This is a genomic window from Saccharothrix syringae (assembly GCF_009498035.1).
GTDB lineage: Bacteria > Actinomycetota > Actinomycetes > Mycobacteriales > Pseudonocardiaceae > Actinosynnema > Actinosynnema syringae.
The window spans coordinates 4,548,707-4,564,069 of the sequence record NZ_CP034550.1 but is presented as its reverse complement, the minus strand read 5'-3'; the positions used below and the strand labels follow the sequence as shown (position 1 = coordinate 4,564,069).

General features: G+C 73.6%; 17 protein-coding genes. 4 read left to right on the top strand and 13 right to left on the bottom strand.

The annotated features are described in order from the left end of the window. Positions 1-15 precede the first annotated feature (15 nt). From EKG83_RS19780 to EKG83_RS19750, 7 genes are all read right to left on the bottom strand, one after another. Positions 16-621, bottom strand: coding sequence for a hypothetical protein (locus EKG83_RS19780; protein ID WP_033433100.1), 606 nt, complete (start codon positions 619-621; stop codon positions 16-18). A 16-nt stretch (positions 622-637) separates the two neighbouring features. Continuing rightward, positions 638-1,684: a hypothetical protein gene (locus tag EKG83_RS19775; RefSeq protein ID WP_051766390.1), complete on the bottom strand. Its 1,047-nt coding sequence runs from the start codon at positions 1,682-1,684 to the stop codon at positions 638-640. Continuing rightward, complete coding sequence (locus tag EKG83_RS19770; RefSeq protein WP_033433099.1) at positions 1,681-2,196, bottom strand: DUF4365 domain-containing protein; 516 nt, start codon at positions 2,194-2,196, stop codon at positions 1,681-1,683. The genes EKG83_RS19775 and EKG83_RS19770 overlap by 4 nt, the downstream gene beginning before the upstream one ends. 164 nt (positions 2,197-2,360) lie before the next feature. Further along, positions 2,361-3,242, bottom strand: a complete 882-nt coding sequence (locus tag EKG83_RS19765; RefSeq protein WP_407690783.1) for a transposase — start codon at positions 3,240-3,242, stop codon at positions 2,361-2,363. Between the two features lie 180 nt (positions 3,243-3,422). Beyond that, positions 3,423-5,390, bottom strand: coding sequence for an endo-1,4-beta-xylanase (locus tag EKG83_RS19760; RefSeq protein ID WP_033433098.1), 1,968 nt, complete (start codon positions 5,388-5,390; stop codon positions 3,423-3,425). A gap of 580 nt (positions 5,391-5,970) precedes the next feature. Then, positions 5,971-6,459 (bottom strand): SigE family RNA polymerase sigma factor, encoded by a 489-nt coding sequence (locus EKG83_RS19755; protein WP_228122709.1) that lies wholly within the window; start codon positions 6,457-6,459, stop codon positions 5,971-5,973. A 126-nt stretch (positions 6,460-6,585) separates the two neighbouring features. Then, complete coding sequence (locus EKG83_RS19750) at positions 6,586-6,738, bottom strand: polysaccharide deacetylase family protein (protein WP_153278235.1); 153 nt, start codon at positions 6,736-6,738, stop codon at positions 6,586-6,588. A gap of 62 nt (positions 6,739-6,800) precedes the next feature. Between EKG83_RS19750 and EKG83_RS19745 the strand changes: the two genes are divergently transcribed. Together EKG83_RS19745 and EKG83_RS19740 are read left to right on the top strand one after the other, a co-directional pair. Next, entirely contained in the window at positions 6,801-7,586 is a 786-nt protein-coding gene (locus EKG83_RS19745; RefSeq protein WP_033433097.1) for a DeoR/GlpR family DNA-binding transcription regulator, read from the top strand. Next, complete coding sequence (locus tag EKG83_RS19740) at positions 7,583-8,767, top strand: MFS transporter (protein ID WP_033433096.1); 1,185 nt, start codon at positions 7,583-7,585, stop codon at positions 8,765-8,767. The genes EKG83_RS19745 and EKG83_RS19740 overlap by 4 nt, the downstream gene beginning before the upstream one ends. Before the next feature lies 1 nt (position 8,768). Here EKG83_RS19740 and EKG83_RS46950 read toward each other — a convergent pair whose 3' ends face one another. Next, positions 8,769-9,587, bottom strand: a complete 819-nt coding sequence (locus EKG83_RS46950) for a hypothetical protein (RefSeq protein ID WP_194283104.1) — start codon at positions 9,585-9,587, stop codon at positions 8,769-8,771. A gap of 205 nt (positions 9,588-9,792) precedes the next feature. Then, positions 9,793-10,716: an NAD(P)-dependent alcohol dehydrogenase gene (locus tag EKG83_RS19725; RefSeq protein WP_033433095.1), complete on the bottom strand. Its 924-nt coding sequence runs from the start codon at positions 10,714-10,716 to the stop codon at positions 9,793-9,795. Between the two features lie 88 nt (positions 10,717-10,804). Between EKG83_RS19725 and EKG83_RS19720 the strand changes: the two genes are divergently transcribed. Beyond that, positions 10,805-11,431, top strand: a complete 627-nt coding sequence (locus EKG83_RS19720) for a TetR/AcrR family transcriptional regulator (protein ID WP_033433094.1) — start codon at positions 10,805-10,807, stop codon at positions 11,429-11,431. Here EKG83_RS19720 and EKG83_RS19715 read toward each other — a convergent pair. Both EKG83_RS19715 and EKG83_RS19710 read right to left on the bottom strand, forming a co-directional pair. Continuing rightward, positions 11,428-12,237, bottom strand: coding sequence for a siderophore-interacting protein (locus EKG83_RS19715; protein WP_033433093.1), 810 nt, complete (start codon positions 12,235-12,237; stop codon positions 11,428-11,430). The two genes, EKG83_RS19720 and EKG83_RS19715, sit on opposite strands and share 4 nt — an antisense overlap. Before the next feature lie 80 nt (positions 12,238-12,317). Further along, on the bottom strand, positions 12,318-13,238 hold the full coding sequence (locus tag EKG83_RS19710; protein WP_228122708.1) for a YVTN family beta-propeller repeat protein: 921 nt from the start codon (positions 13,236-13,238) through the stop codon (positions 12,318-12,320). Between the two features lie 388 nt (positions 13,239-13,626). On the opposite strand from EKG83_RS19710, the gene EKG83_RS19705 reads away from it, so the two are divergent. Beyond that, the gene (locus tag EKG83_RS19705; RefSeq protein ID WP_033433092.1) at positions 13,627-14,247 is read left to right on the top strand and encodes an L-threonylcarbamoyladenylate synthase; all 621 of its coding nucleotides are present in this window, start codon (positions 13,627-13,629) and stop codon (positions 14,245-14,247) included. A gap of 63 nt (positions 14,248-14,310) precedes the next feature. On the opposite strand, the gene EKG83_RS19700 is transcribed toward EKG83_RS19705, so the two are convergent. Both EKG83_RS19700 and EKG83_RS19695 read right to left on the bottom strand, forming a co-directional pair. Beyond that, positions 14,311-14,871, bottom strand: a complete 561-nt coding sequence (locus EKG83_RS19700) for a PadR family transcriptional regulator (protein WP_033433091.1) — start codon at positions 14,869-14,871, stop codon at positions 14,311-14,313. 17 nt (positions 14,872-14,888) lie between these two features. Then, the gene (locus EKG83_RS19695) at positions 14,889-15,272 is read right to left on the bottom strand and encodes a VOC family protein (protein WP_033433090.1); all 384 of its coding nucleotides are present in this window, start codon (positions 15,270-15,272) and stop codon (positions 14,889-14,891) included. Positions 15,273-15,363 lie beyond the last annotated feature (91 nt).

Genomic DNA, 15,363 nt, shown 5'->3' with positions numbered 1-15,363 from the left:
CCGCCGCCGGGTCCATCACGGCGCCTCGACCACCAGCAGGTGGCGCGGGGTGCCGCCGAGCACCACCGCGGCCCGGTGGTCCCGCTCGGTCAGCGCCTTCTGGTCCGGTTCGGCCCACAGGTGCACCCCGTCGCGGCGGGCCATCGCGCCCACCGCCCGGTCGAAGTCCTCCCGCGGCACGTCGTCGAGCCGTTCCCGCAGGTCGGCGAGGCCGACGGCGTCGCCCCGGCGGCGGGCCAGCGCCGCGTAGGCGGCCGCCACGCGCCCGACGACGTTCGGCGGGAAGAGGTCGGCGAGGGCACCGCCGGTGTCGTCGAGGTGGCGACGCAGCCCGGCGAGCACGGCCTGGAGCGCGCCACCCGCGGCACCCGCCCGCGCCGGGCGTTCGGCGGACAGCTCGGCCGCGCACCGCACCGCGCCCTGGTCGGTGAGCTCGTGCACGTAGGAGCGGCCCACCAGGGTGCTGGTGACCAGGCCGAGCTTATTGAGGCGCAGCCGCAAGTCGCCCTCCAGTTTGAAGCCCGCGACCTCGTGGAGCTGGGCATTGGTCAGCTCCCGGGCCTCGGCCATGAGGACGAGCAGGGCGGCGCGTTCACGCGGGGTCAACCGTTCGTCGGACATGCCCGTTCCTCTCCGCTCACCCGTCCACGTCCTCGACCACGGTGAACCCGCCGGGGTCGACCGCGATGTCCTTGCCCGTGCGGTGCGTCGAGCCCGAGACCCGCACGGTCCGTCCCGTGCGGTGCGCCTCCAGGGCCGCCCCGTAGGCCCGCTCGCCGTCCAACCGCACCGGGACCAGCCGCTCCCGCCCGGTGGCGATCCCGTCGACGACCGGGGTGCCGCGCACCTGGATGCGCCACCGCTCGCCGTGCTCGTCGTCGGCCAGGCCGGTCACCGGTCCCTCCACGACGGCCGCGACCGGTGCACCGGCGGGCCCCCGCCTGCTCGCCGCCCACACGCGTTCACCGGCGCCCCCGGGGAACTCGACGGTGGTCGCTCCCCCTTCGACGGGCCGCAGCACCGACCAGCGGAAGCCCAGTTCGAACGGCTCCGCGCGGTGCGGTCCGGCCAGGTCGGCCAGGGTGGCGCAGACGTCCCGGCCGACGCCCTGTCGGAAGACCTCGTCGAACGCCACCTCGTCCGCGGCGACCACCGCCTGCCGCACCACCGCGCAGACGCGCAGCACCCGCAGCGCCGTCAGGCGGCCCAGCGGCTCGGGCACGTCGTCCACGGGCAGCAGGACCTCGACGCCGAACACGCTTTCGTCCAGCGAGAGCAGCGCCCGGTCCAGCAGGGCGGGCACCTCGGCGGGCGCCCGGCTGCCCGCGGGATCGCCCAGCACGTCCCTGGCGCACGTCGCGACGAGGTCGCGGACCGCGCGGACGGCGCGGACGCCCGCGGGCAGAGCGATCCCGCTGCCCCGCAGCCGATAGGACACGACGTCCACGGCGGGCACCGCCATGTCGCGCTCGACCGCGCGCGGCGTCCGCCCCTCGGCGTCCGCCACGCACTCCACCAGGTCCCGCATCCGTCGCGGGGTGTCCGCCAGGTCGTCGCCCGGCGGCACCAGGACGTCGAAGTCGCGCCAGGACCACACGGTGCCACCGCGCCAGCGGTCGGTGGGCGCCCACCCGCGCGCGCTCAAGTAGTCGGTCGCCTGCCGGACGTGCGGTGGCCCCGTCATCGGGCCGCCGCGCCCACGGCGCCATCGGTCACCAGCGCGCGCAGGCTCACCGCGGTCAGCACGTTGCTCAGCGGCACCTTGACCCGGATGCGCCGCGCCCGGGTCGGCGCGGGCAGGGGTTCCCGATCGCTCAGCGAGAGGTAGTAGCCGATGTGGCGGAGCAGCAGGCCCGCGGTCCTGAGGTCGGCGTACTCGGCCGCGTGCGGCGGGACGTGCACGACGAAGAGGTAGCGCGGGACGGTGAACCCCGGACCCGCGAGCTTGTTGAACTGGACGTGGTCCAGGCCGTCGAAGTCGACCACGCCCCGGCGCGTCTGGAGCCGGGACACCGTCTTGACCTGGACGTCGATCCGCGGCGAGAAGCCGCGCGGGGTGCGCCCGGGCAGCTTGATGCACAGGTCGACCCCGTCGAGGTCCACGTCGTCCTCGGACCACGTCAAACCCGCGGCCGAGGCCAGGACCCGGACGTAGTCCGCACCGAACTTGCCCTGGTGGTTGCGAGCGTCGAGCACGGTCCCCCTTCGCACGGCCGGCGGTACGGGCTCCCCCACGAGGGGTCGCCGGCGGGGACCACCCGCGCACGGCCCGCGGCGACGGGCACAGCATCCTCCGCTGGTTTCCGCCTGCGCGACGAAGAGAGGATGAAGTCACCCGTTCGCCCGCACGCCGAGCCGCACTACTGCGGACCGGGCAGTGCCGGAGCACACCCGAGGTCGCCCCGGGTGCGCTCCGACAGGACCGCCAGGTCGTGTTTCAGATGTGGCGCAGCCAGGTGTTGATGGCGGCGATGTCGATGGTGGCCCGGTAGCGGAGGGCGAGTTTGTCGTAGCGGGTGGCCACCGCCCGGTGCTGCTTGAGCAGGTTGATGCCGCACTCGACGGCATGGCGCTGCTTGTAGATCTCCCTGTCGATGGTGGGTGGCCGTCCACCCGCGGAGCCTTTGGCCCTGCGGTGGGCGGCCTGGTCGCGGGCTGGTCGATGGTCGCCTTGATCCTGCGGTCGCGCAGATAGGCGCGGTTGGCCTCGTCCGCCAGGACCCGTCCGGCCGGCCCCTGGCCCGTCCGCCGCCGTGCCAGGGCACCGCGATCTGTTCGACCACCGGGACGAATTGCGGGCTGTCACCGCGCTGACCGGCGGTGACCAGGCCGCCGGCCCTGCTCGCAGGCCAGGTGCAGCTTGCTGGTCCAGCCGCCCCGCGACCGCCCCAACCCGTGATCGTTCGGCTCCGTCCCGCCCGTGTCGGTGTCGGGCGGTTCGACCCGCAGATCCCCCTTTTCCGCGCACCCGCCGCGTGCTGGTGCGCCCGCATGATTGTGGAGTCGACCGACACGTCCCACACGATCAGCCCGTCGGCATCGGCGCGGGCCTGTAACGCGGTCAGGATGTGTCGCCAGACGCCGGCCCGCTGCCAGCGGCGGAACAACCCGTAGACGGTCTGCCAGGGCCCGTGGTCGGGCGGGACGTCGCGCCACGGGGCACCGACGCGCACCCGCCACCGGATGCCGTCGATCAACTGACGCCTGCTCCACTTCGGCGGACGGCCCGGCTTGCGACCCACAGGTAACAGCGGCTGCAACAGCGCCCACTGCGCGTCGGTCAGATCGGCCCGCCCCGCTGCCGCTACGCCGGCCACGAGGTCTCCGGTGTTCGGGTTTGCTTGGTCGCTCACCCACCTACCGGAGACCTCGCCACGTTCCGGCCACCGACACACCGCCGGTCAGCACCTTTGAAACACGACCTAGCCGAGCCGGCAGGCCAGGCCGTTGAGGGTGAAGGCGGTCGGCTTGGTGTTGGTGCCCGTCCAGCTGCCCAGGAAGCCGAACGAGGTCGAGCCGCCCGCCGGGATCACCGGGTTCCACGCCGCGTTGCCCACGGAGACCTCCGGGCCGGACTGGCGGAAGGTGCCGTTCCACAGCTGGGTGATCCGCTGGCCGTTGCCGTAGTGCCAGGTGAGCGTCCAGGCGGTGAGGGGGGCGGTGCCGCGGTTGGTGATGCGGACCGAGCCCTGGAAGCCGTTCTGCCACTGGCCCGCGATGTCGTAGGAGACGGCGCAGGTCGCGGGCGGGGGCTCGGTGGTGGTGGTGGTGGTCGTCGTCGTCGTCGTTGTGGTGGTCGTGGTGGTCGTGGTGGGGCCGCCGATCCGGCTGGGGTCCACCACGCCCCAGTAGGCGTCCTTGGCCTGCAGGCGGGTGTCGAACAGCAGCGGGTGGTCCTTGCGGGTCACCGGGAAGCTGTCCAGCCACGTGTTGTCGTCGGCCAGGCCCCACAGGGTCACCGAGCTGATCGACGCGGCGTGCCGCTCGAACACCTCGAACAGGTCGCGGTACCGGTAGCCCTGCTCCAGCAGCACCTCGCGCGGCGGCGTGGGGTAGGACTGGCTGTTGTCGGTGTAGATGGACACGTCCATCTCGGTGATCTGCTGGTCCACGCCCAGCGGCGCGAACTTGGTGATCATCGCCTCGGTCTCGGCGACCGACGGCCACTGCACGTTGACGTGCATCTGGTGCCCGACCGCGTCGACCGGCACGCCCTCGGAGCGCAGCCGCGCGACCAGGTCGTAGAGCTTGTCGCGCTTGGCCGGGACGTTGGTGTTGTAGTCGTTGATCACCAGCACCGCGCCCGGCGCCACCTCGCGGGCCACGCGGAACGCCGTGCGCAGGTAGTCCAGGCCCGTGATCTCGAACCACCTGCTGCGGCGCAGGCCGTCGGCCTGGTTCTCGTCGATGACCTCGTTCACCACGTCCCACGTGCCGATGTCGGCGCCGTAGCGGCCGACCACGGCGCGGATGTGGGCCTCCAGGCGGGCCAGCAGCAGCGCCTTGTTCTCCGGCGTGGCGGTCATGTCCGCGCCCGCGGCGTCCTTGAACACCCACGCGGGGGTCTGCTGGTGCCAGACCAGGGTGTGGCCGCGCACGGCCATGCCGTTGGCCTTGGCCCAGTTGACCAGGGTGTCGGCGTCGGTGAAGCGGAACGCGCCCTCGGTCGGCTCGGTGGCGTCCCACTTGAGCTGGTTGCCCGGGGTGATGGAGTTGAAGTGCCTGGCGAGCAGCTGCCCGTGGTTGCCGAGGAGCTGCGCGGGCTCGACCGCCGCGCCGACGGCGTCGAAGTGCTCGCCCAGCACGTCCTTGACCGCGGGGATGTCGGTCTGGATCGGGGGCAGCGGCGTGTAGGAGAGGGTGAAGTCGTCCACGTGCAGCGCTCCGGTGGTGCTGGTCAGCTCCACGTAGGCGGTGAGGAACTCGACGTCGGTGGCGAGCGTGTAGCTGCCCTTGAGGTTCACCCAGGCGTCCGCGGTGACGTCGGTGGTGCCGACCACCTGGTCGTAGGACGGGGTGCCGCCGGTGCGGCGCTCCACGGACAGGCGCGCCTGCGTGGGCGCCTGTCCCGCCGGGAGCCGGACCCAGACCGACAGCTCGTAGCGGGTGCCCTTGTCGACCTCGTCGAGCAGGTCGAGCGTCGGCCCCTCCCAGTTCTGCGTGCGACCGCTGACGGCGAGGCCCCGCGTGCCGCTGTGGGCCGCGTCGGCGCTCACCGAGAGCGTTTCACCGCCGCGCGGCGCCCAGCCCTGGGCCGTGCCGTCCTCGAAGGTGCTGTTGACGACCACCACCGGGTCGTCCGCCGCGGCGGCGCCCGAACCGACCTGCGCGATCGCGACCAACCCGGCCACCACCGAGGTCGCGAGCGCACCGGCGAGAACTCTCCTCATCGAGAATGCCTCTCCCGTGAACTGTCTGGGAGCGCTCCCAGACCCGCCTGAACGATAAGGAGCGCCGAACGCCCCTTGCCAGGCCCCGTTCAGACCAACCGGTGGTTGGGGGGTGGAGGGGCGGCACACACCTGGTGCGGCCCGTCACACGGCTCCCGAGCCCCGGCCGCACGACGGGGTGCGGTGGCGGGGTGGGTGTTGCGCGGGGTGCGCCGGACTGGGTCGGGTGGGGAGCCGCGTGGTGCGCGCCGAACCGGGGCGGGCGGGGTGTTGCGCGGGGCGCGCCGAACCGGGGCGGGCGGGGTGTTGCGCGGGGCGCGCCGGACCCGGTCGGGTGGGAGCTGCGCGGGGCGCGCCGGACCCGGTCGGGTGAGGAACTGTGCGAAGTGGGCCGGACCCGGGCGAGCGGAGAGCCGCGTAGTGCGCGCTGGCCCAGGTCGGGGCGGAGAGCCGCGCGGTGTGCTGCGCCGGACCCCGTCACCACACCCTCATCACCGCCACACCGCCCTCGTCACCCGGCCACATCACCCCGCCACCGTCACCCCGCCACCGTCACCCCGCCACCGTCACCCCGCCACCGTCACGCCGCAACCCGCCCCGGCGCCAACATCCCGCGCAGCGCCGCCAGCCCCTTGGCCGCCTGGCTCTTCACCGTCCCCTCCGTACACCCCATCAACCGCGCGGTCTCCGCCAAGCTCAAATCCACGCAGTACCGCAGCACCACGGCCCGCCGCTGCCCCGGCGGCAACCGCACCAGCGCGGCCCGCACGTCGAGCACGTCCTCCACCCGAGCCGCCGACACGCCCACCGGCGGCAGCACCTCCACCGCGGCCTCGTACCGCCGGAACGGCCGCTGCGCCTCGTCGATCACCGTCCGCAGCAGCACCTTGCGCGCGTAGGCGTCCAACTGCACGTCCCGCCCCAACCGCGGCCACACCGCGTACAGCTTCGCCAGCGCGGTCTGCGTCAGGTCGTCGGCGTGGTGCCGGTCCCCGCAGAGCCGCAGGGCGGTGCGGCGGAGCATGGCGGCGCTCGCCGTCACGTAGGCGTGGAAATCGTGGTCGGTCACACTGCTCTTCCGCTCATGACACCCCTCCCGTCCCCGTGTCGTCGGTCACACCCGGCCTGCCCCTCGTAGGCTCCACACCCCGATAAATGCCGTGGGCGGTCCGGGAGGTTGCAAAGAACACCGGAATCAACGCGCCCGCCTCGTCGGCTCGCGCGCCGGGTACGCGCCGTGCAGCAGGGTGATCGAGCCCGGCGCCACCGCGTCCACCGGTGGACCGGGCGATCGCGTCGGCGTCACCGTCGCCCCCGAGGACTCCGGCTCCACGTCCCACACGACCACGCCTCATGAGCGTTCTAACATTTCACTTGTTCGAACGCTCATCCTCTTGTCACACTCCAGGGGTGAAGAGCGCCGAACGACACCGGGTCATCGTCGACCGGCTCCGCGACTCGACCCAGGTCGGCGTGGCGGAGCTGGCCGCGGCGACCGGGGCGTCGGAGATGACCATCCGCCGCGACCTCGACCTGCTCGCCGCGAGCGGTGTGCTGCGGCGGGTGCACGGCGGCGCGGTGCCCGCGACCCCCTCGGGCGTCGAACCCCCCTTCACCGCGCGCGCCGCCGCCGCGGTCGCCGCCAAGCGCGCGATCGCCGCCGCCGCGGTGGAGCTGGTCCGGGACTGCGAGACCGTGCTGCTCGACAGCGGCACCACGGCCGTGGAGCTGGCGCGGTTGCTGCGCGACCGCACCGTCACCGTCATGCCGATGTCCCTGCACGCCACGCGCGAACTGCTCGACGCGCCGAACGTGCGGCTGCTGCTGCCCGGCGGCGAGCCCCGCCCCGGTGAGCTGGCCCTGGTCGGCCCGCTGGCGCTGGCCTCGATGCGGGCCCTGCGCTTCGACGTCGCCGTGCTCAGCCCCTGCGCGCTGAGCCTGGACGGCGGGCTGACCGCGCACGACCTGCCCGACGCCGAGGTCAAGCAGCAGGCGATCGCGGTGTCCCGCCGGGTCGTCGCGCTGGCCGACGGCACCAAGTGGGACCGCACCGCCATGGCCCACGTCTGCCCGGCCGACCGGCCCGACGTGGTGGTCACCGACCCCACGGCCCCCGAGGACCAGCGCGCCGCGCTGACCGCGCGCGGCGTGCTCGTGCACGTCGCCCGACCCGCACAGGAGAGCACCACCGCATGAACAACCCCCTGCCGCGCGCCGCCCGCGTCGCGACCTTCACCTACTTCACCCTCAACGGGTTCGCCGTCGGCCTGTGGGTGGTGCACATCCCGAACGTCGAACGCGCCACCGGCATCTCGCACAGCACCCTGGGCGCGCTGCTGCTCCTGCTCGGCGGCGCCGCGTTCGTCGGCATGCAGGTCGCCGGCCCGCTGGCCGACCGCCTCGGCCAGCGGCGCCTGCTGCCCGCGGCGGGCGTGCTGCTGGGCGTGGCGGTGTGCACGCCGGGCCTGGCGAGCTCGTGGTGGACACTGGCGCTCTCGCTGCTGTTCTTCGGCTTCGGCAACGGCACGATCGACGTGGCGATGAACTCGCACGCCGTGGTGGTGGAACGCGCCTACCCGCGGCCGATCATGGCCTCCTTCCACGCCATGTGGTCGGTCGGCGGCGCGCTGGCCGCCCTGGTCGGCGCGGGCACGCTGGCCGCCGGGGTGCCGACCGCGGTGTCGCTGACCGCGTGCGGCGCGGGCTGCGCGGTGGTCTCGCTGCTGGCCGCCCGGTTCGTGATCGACGGCCGGCCCGAGCCCGGGACCGGTGCCGCGGGCACGTCGGCCGCGCCGTCGGTGCGGCCGTCGCGCAAGCTGGTCTGGCTGCTGGGCGCCATCGCGTTCGCGCTGATGCTGGCCGAGGGCGTGGCCAACGACTGGGCCGCGCTGCACTCCCGGGACGTCCTGGGCACCTCGACGAGCACCGCCGCGTTCGCCTACGGCGCGTTCGCGGTGGCGATGACCGCGGGCCGGTTCGCCACCGACCGGGTCGCCGCGCTGATCGGCCCGGTGGCGATCGTGCGGTACGGCGCGGCGCTGGCCGCGGCCGGCCTGACCCTGGTGGTGGTCGCGCCGTGGCTGCCGCTGGCACTGGTGGGCTGGGCGCTGTTCGGCCTGGGCCTGTCCGGTGGCGTGCCGCAGCTGTTCAGCGCCGCGGGCAACCTCGACACCAGGGCGTCCGGGGCGCTGATGGCGCGGGTCGTCGGGCTCGGCTACGTGGGCCTGCTCGCCGGGCCCGCGCTGATCGGCGGCCTGACCCACTGGATCCCGCTCAACGTCGCGTTCGCGGTGCCCGTGGTGCTGTGCGTGCTGGCGGCGGTGTTCGCGGACGTGCTGGCTCCTCGGCCGGCGCCGGCCGAGGAGCCCGTGGGCTGACCTACTCGCAGCCGACGCCGTCCTTGTCGTTGTCCAGGCGGTAGATGTCGGTGCCGATGACGTTGACCGGTCCGGTGACGTAAGCCGGGCCGTCACCGCTGCCGCCCGCGCAGTCGACATCGCTGGCAATGGGCACGCAGCCGCTGTAGTTGGGGTCGCACGCGGGCTTGGGGGCGGGCGGCGGCACCGGCTGGGGCTGGGGCTGCGGTTGGGGCTGAGGCTGAGGCTGAGGTTGCGGCTGGGGCTGGGGCTGGGGCTGGGGAGCCGGCTGGGGTGGCGGCGTGGTCGTCGTCGTGGTGGTCGTGGTCGTCGTGGTGGTGGGCGGCGGCGTGGTCGTCGTGGTGGTCGTCCGGGTCGTGGTGGTCGTCGCGGCGGCCGTGGTGCTCAGGTTGGCCGCCGTGTTCGCGGGCGGCTCGTCGTCGTTCGCCAACGCCCCGATGAACGCGAACATCACCACGATCCCCGCCGCGATCCACAGTGGACGGCGCGACTTCCCGGGCGCCGCGGGCGCCGGAGCGGGGGCGAACGCGACCGTCGGCTGCGGCCCCGGCAGGACCGCCCCGGTGTCGCGCGGCAGGCGCAGCACGACCTCCAGCCCCCTGGGGCCGCGCTGCACCACCGCCTCGCACCCGGGCCTGCCGCCCTGCCCGGTCACCTGGCCGACCAGCCCGGCGTAGCGCTGGGACATCAGGCGGGTCAGCTCCCCGACCCGCTCCCCGTCCAGCCGGACCTCGATCGCGGGCTCGCCGCGGTACTTGCCCGCGCCGATGGTGCACCAGCCCAGCTCCACGGCCACGCCGCGCTGACCGCCCGGCACCACGTCGTACCGGCTTAACGGACCCTGGTGGTGCTCCTCGCGGGTCACCGTCACGGTGACCTCACCGGGCAACATCACCAAACCGAACGCAGAGTTCTCGACCACTGCCCACTCCAGACGCCGAACGGGTGTACGCCTGATGCCCATCGGCCGTTCGCACGCCGCGTTACCACCGGACGCGGACCGTGATCACCCGGTCACCGGCGGGTCAGATCCGGATCACGTGCTTGCCCCGCACGCCACCGACCTCCACCGCGCGGTGGGCGTCGGCGACCCGCGCGAGCGGGTGCACGGCCTCGACCACGGGCCGGAGGGCGCCGCGCTCGACCAGCGCGGTCAGCTCGGCGAACAGCTCGGATTTGGGGTTGCCGCTGAAGAACCGGACGCGCCGGGCCCCGAACACCTGGGACGCCAGCAGGTAGGCGATGTCGCCGGCCGACCGGAACGCGATCCCGACCATGCGGCCGCCGGGCGCGAGCAGCCGGCGGTAAGCGCTCGCCCCGGCGCCGTAGGTGTCCAGGACGACGTCGAACCGGCCCAGCGAAGCCGGGTCCACCGCGTAGTCGACCGCCTCGTCGGCGCCCAGCGAGCGGACGAAGTCGAGGTTGCGCGCGCTCGCCAGCGCCGTGACGTGCGCGCCGTACGCCTTGCCGAGCTGGACCGCGACGCTGCCGACGCCACCGCTCGCGCCGCGCACGAGCAGCCGCTCCCCCGCCCGCAGCCGGGCCTTGTCGCGCAGGGCGGTGATGGCGGTGGTACCGACGGCCGGCAGGGCGGCGGCCTCGACCAGGTCCAGCCCGGCTGGGCTGGGGGCGAGCTGTCGCGGGTGGACGGACACGAACTCGGCGGCGCTGCCGAACCGACCGTACGGCAGCAAGCCCCACACCCGGGCGCCCGGTGCGAAACCCGGCCCGCGGACCACCTCGCCCGCCAGGTCGACACCGACGCGCTTGGGGAACCGCCTGCCCAACAACGGCCCGAACCACCTGGACCGCATCAGCCGCTCGCCGCCGTTCACGCTGGTCGCGTGCACCCGGACCAGCACGTGCCCCAGCGGGACCTCGGGTTCGGGCACGGTGCCCTCGTACAGCACCTCGGGCGGGCCGTACCGGTCGTAGAGCGCTGCGCGCATCGTCGTCCTCCGCAGTAAGTGGAACCTGTCTTCCACTTCTAACCCGGAGAAGCGGAAGGTGTCATCCACTTCCGCTAAAGTGAGAGTCATGAGCGGCGAACCGACCCGGTTGCGCGTCGACGCCCTGGCCAACCGCAACCGGGTGCTCGCGGCGGCGCGGGAGGCGTTCGCGGCGGAGGGCCTGGACGTGCCGATGACCACGATCGCGCGGCGCGCGGGCGTCGGCGCGGCCACCCTCTACCGGCGGTTCCCCACCAAGGAGGCGCTGGTCACCGAGGTGTTCGCGGACCAGTTCGCCTCGTGCACCGCGGTCGTGCACGAGGGGCTGGAGGACCCCGACCCGTGGCGCGGGTTCTGCGTGGTGGTCACCGAGATGTGCGCGATGCACGCGGCCGACCGCGGGTTCGGCGCGGCGTTCCTGGCCGCCCACCCGGACGCCCTGGCGGTGACCGAGGAGCGCGCCCGGGCCGAGGCCGCGTTCGCCGAGCTGGTGCGGCGCGCCCAGGCGACCGGGAGGCTGCGCGCGGACTTCACGGTCGACGACTTCGTCCTGCTGCTGATGGCCAACAGCGGCGTCAGCACCGGGTCGGCGGAGGTGACGCGGGCGGCGTCCCGCCGGCTGGTGGCCTACTTCCTCCAAGCCTGCCAGGCCGACGGGCCGCTGCCGCCCGCCGTGCCGCTGGGGCTGGACGAGGTGCTGGGCGGAGCGCGCTAGCCCCGCTCCTGCTCCTGCTCGACCCGCTGGTTCCACTCCCGCTTGGACGACTGCCAGCCGTCCTCGTCCGCGCCCAGCCGCCAGTAGCCGGAGATCGACATCCGGTCGCGCGGGACGCCCCGGTCCAGCCGCAGGTGGCCGCGCAGCTCCTTGACCATGTTCGCCTCGCCGTGCACGAACACGTGCACCAGGCCGTCCGGGAAGTCCAGCTTGCCGACCGCCTCGACGACCGGTCGGCCGCGCGGCCGGTCGCCCCGGTGCAGCCACACCAGCTCCACGTCGCCCGCGGTCGCCACGGCCTGCTCGTCCTCGGGGCCCCCGACCTCGGCGAGGACCACGGCCCGCGCCCCCGGCGGCAGCGCCTCCACGGCCGCCGCGATGGCGGGCCAGGCGCTCTCGTCCCCGGCCATCAGGTGCCAGTCGGCGGCCGGGTCGGGCGAGTAGGCGCCGCCGGGGCCGGCGAAGTGCAGGAGGTCACCGGGCCGCGCCCGGGCCGCCCAGGGGCCGGCCAGGCCCGAGTCGCCGTGCACGACGAAGTCGATCCACAGCTCGCGGGCCTCGGGGTCCCACCTGCGCACGGTGTAGGTGCGGGTGCTGGGCCACTGCTCGCGCGGCATGGTCTCGCGGACGACCCCGATGTCGAACGGCTCCGGGTAGGTCACGCCGTCCCGCGGGAACAGCAGCTTGACGTAGCTGTCGGTGTGCGGGCCCGTCGCGAAGTCGGCCAGCCCGTCGCCGCCGAGCACCACGCGGACCATGCGCGGGGTGATCCACTCGGTCCGCAGGACCCGACCGGTGTTGGGCATCCGCACTCCTCGCTCCGGACTCGCTCTGGACGGCGCAGTCGACACCCACCGTACGTGAATCCCGCTCACCGACCCGCGCGTCAGGACGTGACGGCGATCCCCTCGGGCTCGTTGCCCACGGGCACGGTGCCCAGCACGGCCGCCGTCACCGCGTCGATCACCGACATCGAGTTGCCCTTGGCGTTGGTCACGAAGACGAAGCTGTTGTCCGGCGCGGCGGCCACGCCCTCGGGCTGGTCGCCCACCGGGACCTGCGGCCCGGCCGGGTCGCCGGACGGGCCGAGCACCGAGACCGTGTCCACCAGCGCGTTGGCCACGTGCACCCGGCCGCCCGGGGTGACCGAGACGCCGATCGGCGCCCGGCCGACGTCGGTGGTCTCGACCGGTTTGCCCCGGTCGACGTCGATGACGGTCACCGTGTTCGAACCGGTGTTGGCCACGTAGGCGCGCTCGCCGTCCGGGCTGAAGGCGACGCCCGCCGGGTAGAGGCCGACCGGGATGGTGCCGATCGGCTTGTTGTCGTCGGTGTCGATGACGGTCACGTTCTGGCCGCCGTTGTTGGTGACGAAGACCAGCTTGCCGTCCGGGCTCACCGCCGGGGTGTGCGGGAAGCGGCCGACCGGGATCTCGCGGACCGGTTTGTTGTTGGCGACGTTGAACACGGTCACCGAGTCCGAGCCGAAGTTGGTGACGTAGGCGTGGGTGGGGGTGGCCGCCACGCCGAAGGGGTGCTTGCCCACCGGCACGGTCGCCACCACCTCGTAGGTCCGCGCGTTGATCACCGACACGGTGTCGGCCTTCTCGTTGGTCACGAAGACCCGGTCGGTGCCCGGCGCCGCGCCCACGCCGACCGGCCCCGGCCCGACCGGGACCGTGGCCACCACCTGGCCGAACCGGGTGTCGTAGACGGTGACCGAGTTGGACCCGCTGTTGGCGACGAACACCTGGACGCGCGGCGGGTAGCGCTCGTCGGAGGCGGCGGCCGACGGGACCAGCGCCACGACCAGCAACAGGACGAGCCCCGATCGGGCAAGCCAATGTCGCCCGATAAGGCGACTAAAAAACTTTGAGTAGAACGGCACAATACTCATCAGCGAAAACATGTCGCGTTCCCTCGGTACGATTCACTGGCAAAGCCCAACGGAGGACCCTAACGGCCTAGTCGGTGATGTCGCAGAGTGAGAAGAGTCTTGATCACCGCGCCGGGCATTTGTTTCGCGCGAAAGTGGGCACGAGGTTTGGTAGGGCCCTGAGTGGACCGTCACGGGGCGCGAACCCGGCGTCCCGGCGGACACCAAGGTGAGGGATCACGCCGTGGTGGGGAGTCGCCCGGCGTCGTGCCCGGACCCGCGGCTCGGGCTCGGCCGTTCGGGGGACTAGGCTCCCGGCATGGCGAGGTACTTCGACGTGCACCCGGTCAACCCGCAGCGCAGGGCCATCGACCAGGTGGTCGCGCTGATCAAGGCGGACGGGCTCGTCGCCTACCCGACCGACTCCTGCTACGCGCTGGGCAGCCGGCTGGGCAACAAGGAGGGGCTGGACCGCATCCGGCAGATCCGCCACCTCGACGACAAGCACCACTTCACGCTCATGTGCCGCGACTTCGCGCAGCTCGGGCAGTTCGTGCACGTGGACAACGCGGTGTTCCGGGCGATCAAGGCGGCCACGCCGGGCAGCTACACGTTCATCCTGCCGGCGACCAACGAGGTGCCGCGCCGCCTGCTGCACCCGAAGAAGAAGACCGTGGGCGCGCGCATCCCCGACCACCCGGTGGCCCAGGCGCTGCTGGCCGAGCTGGGCGAGCCGCTGCTGTCGAGCACGCTGCTGCTGCCCGACCAGGACGAGCCGCTGGTGCAGGGGTGGGAGATCAAGGAGCGGCTGGACCACGTGGTGGACGCGGTGCTGGACTCGGGTGACTGCGGGACCGAGCCGACCACCGTCGTGGACTTCTCGCAGGGCGAGCCGGAGGTGATCCGGCGCGGGGCAGGCGACCCGTCGCGGTTCGAGTAACCGCCCGGCCCCACCCGCCCGGCCCAGCCCCGCCCACCCGGCCTCGGCCACCCGCCAAGCGCCTCACTCCCCCGCCATCCGGTAGGCACCCTCCTCCAGCCGCCGGAGCAACCGGTGGGTCCACTCGGCGCGGCTGCGGGCGGTGTGCAGCCACAGGCCGACCACCTCGCCGACCGGCCCCCACTCGTCCAGTTCGGCGCCCGGCGGCAGGTGCCCGGCGACGGCCGCGTGCCACTCGTCCATCACCAGCACCCGCCGGCGCAGCAGCTCGACGGCCTCGGCCCGGGGCAGGTCCTCGATCAGCCCGACCGCGGCGGCGAGCAGGTCCAGGCGCGGGTCCCGGCTGGTCAGCGCGGCGCGGAGCAGGTCGAAGTAGGCCCGCTCCCCCTCCCCGGTCAGCTCGTACTCCACGCGCGGCGGCCCGCCCGCCTCGCTGGGCGAGGTCTCCCCGGCCAGCAGCAGCCCCTGGCCCGCCATGGCCTTCAACGCGTGGTAGACCGACCCCGGGGCCGCGTTGGACCACTCGTGCGCGCCCCACGACTCCAGGTCGGCCCGCACCTGGTAGCCGTGGGCGCGCCCCCGCCGCCGCACCGCGCCGAGCACGAGCAGCCGAACCGCCGACATCCCGCGAACCCCTCCCGTCAGGCGGGCGTGCTCACCCACCACAGCGTCCCGAACGGGTCGACGAAGCCGCCCATCCTGCCGCCGTCATCCTGACCGGTCACCTCGACGGCGGGTCGGGCACCCGCCGCGACGGCCCGCGCCCACGTCCCCTCGGCGTCGGGCACGGTCGCCCACAGCTGGACGTGCACCGGTTCGGCGGGCGGGGGCAGGCACCGGCAGCCGTCGGCCCCGGAGTCGGCGAAGAACAGCACCCCGTCCCCGATCCGGGCCTCGGCGTGCACCACCCGCTCCGGGTCGGTCGGCAGCGGCACGACGTTGGTCACCTCGGCGCCGAAGGCGTCCCGGACGAACTCCCCGAACCGCCGGGCGCTGTCGACCATCACGTAGGGCGTCACGGACATGCGAACCTCCACTGGTCAAGTTTGACTAGAGCCTAGCCACGACTAGACAAACTTGACTACCTCCGGATGCCGAGGAGCTTTGCGCCGCGCG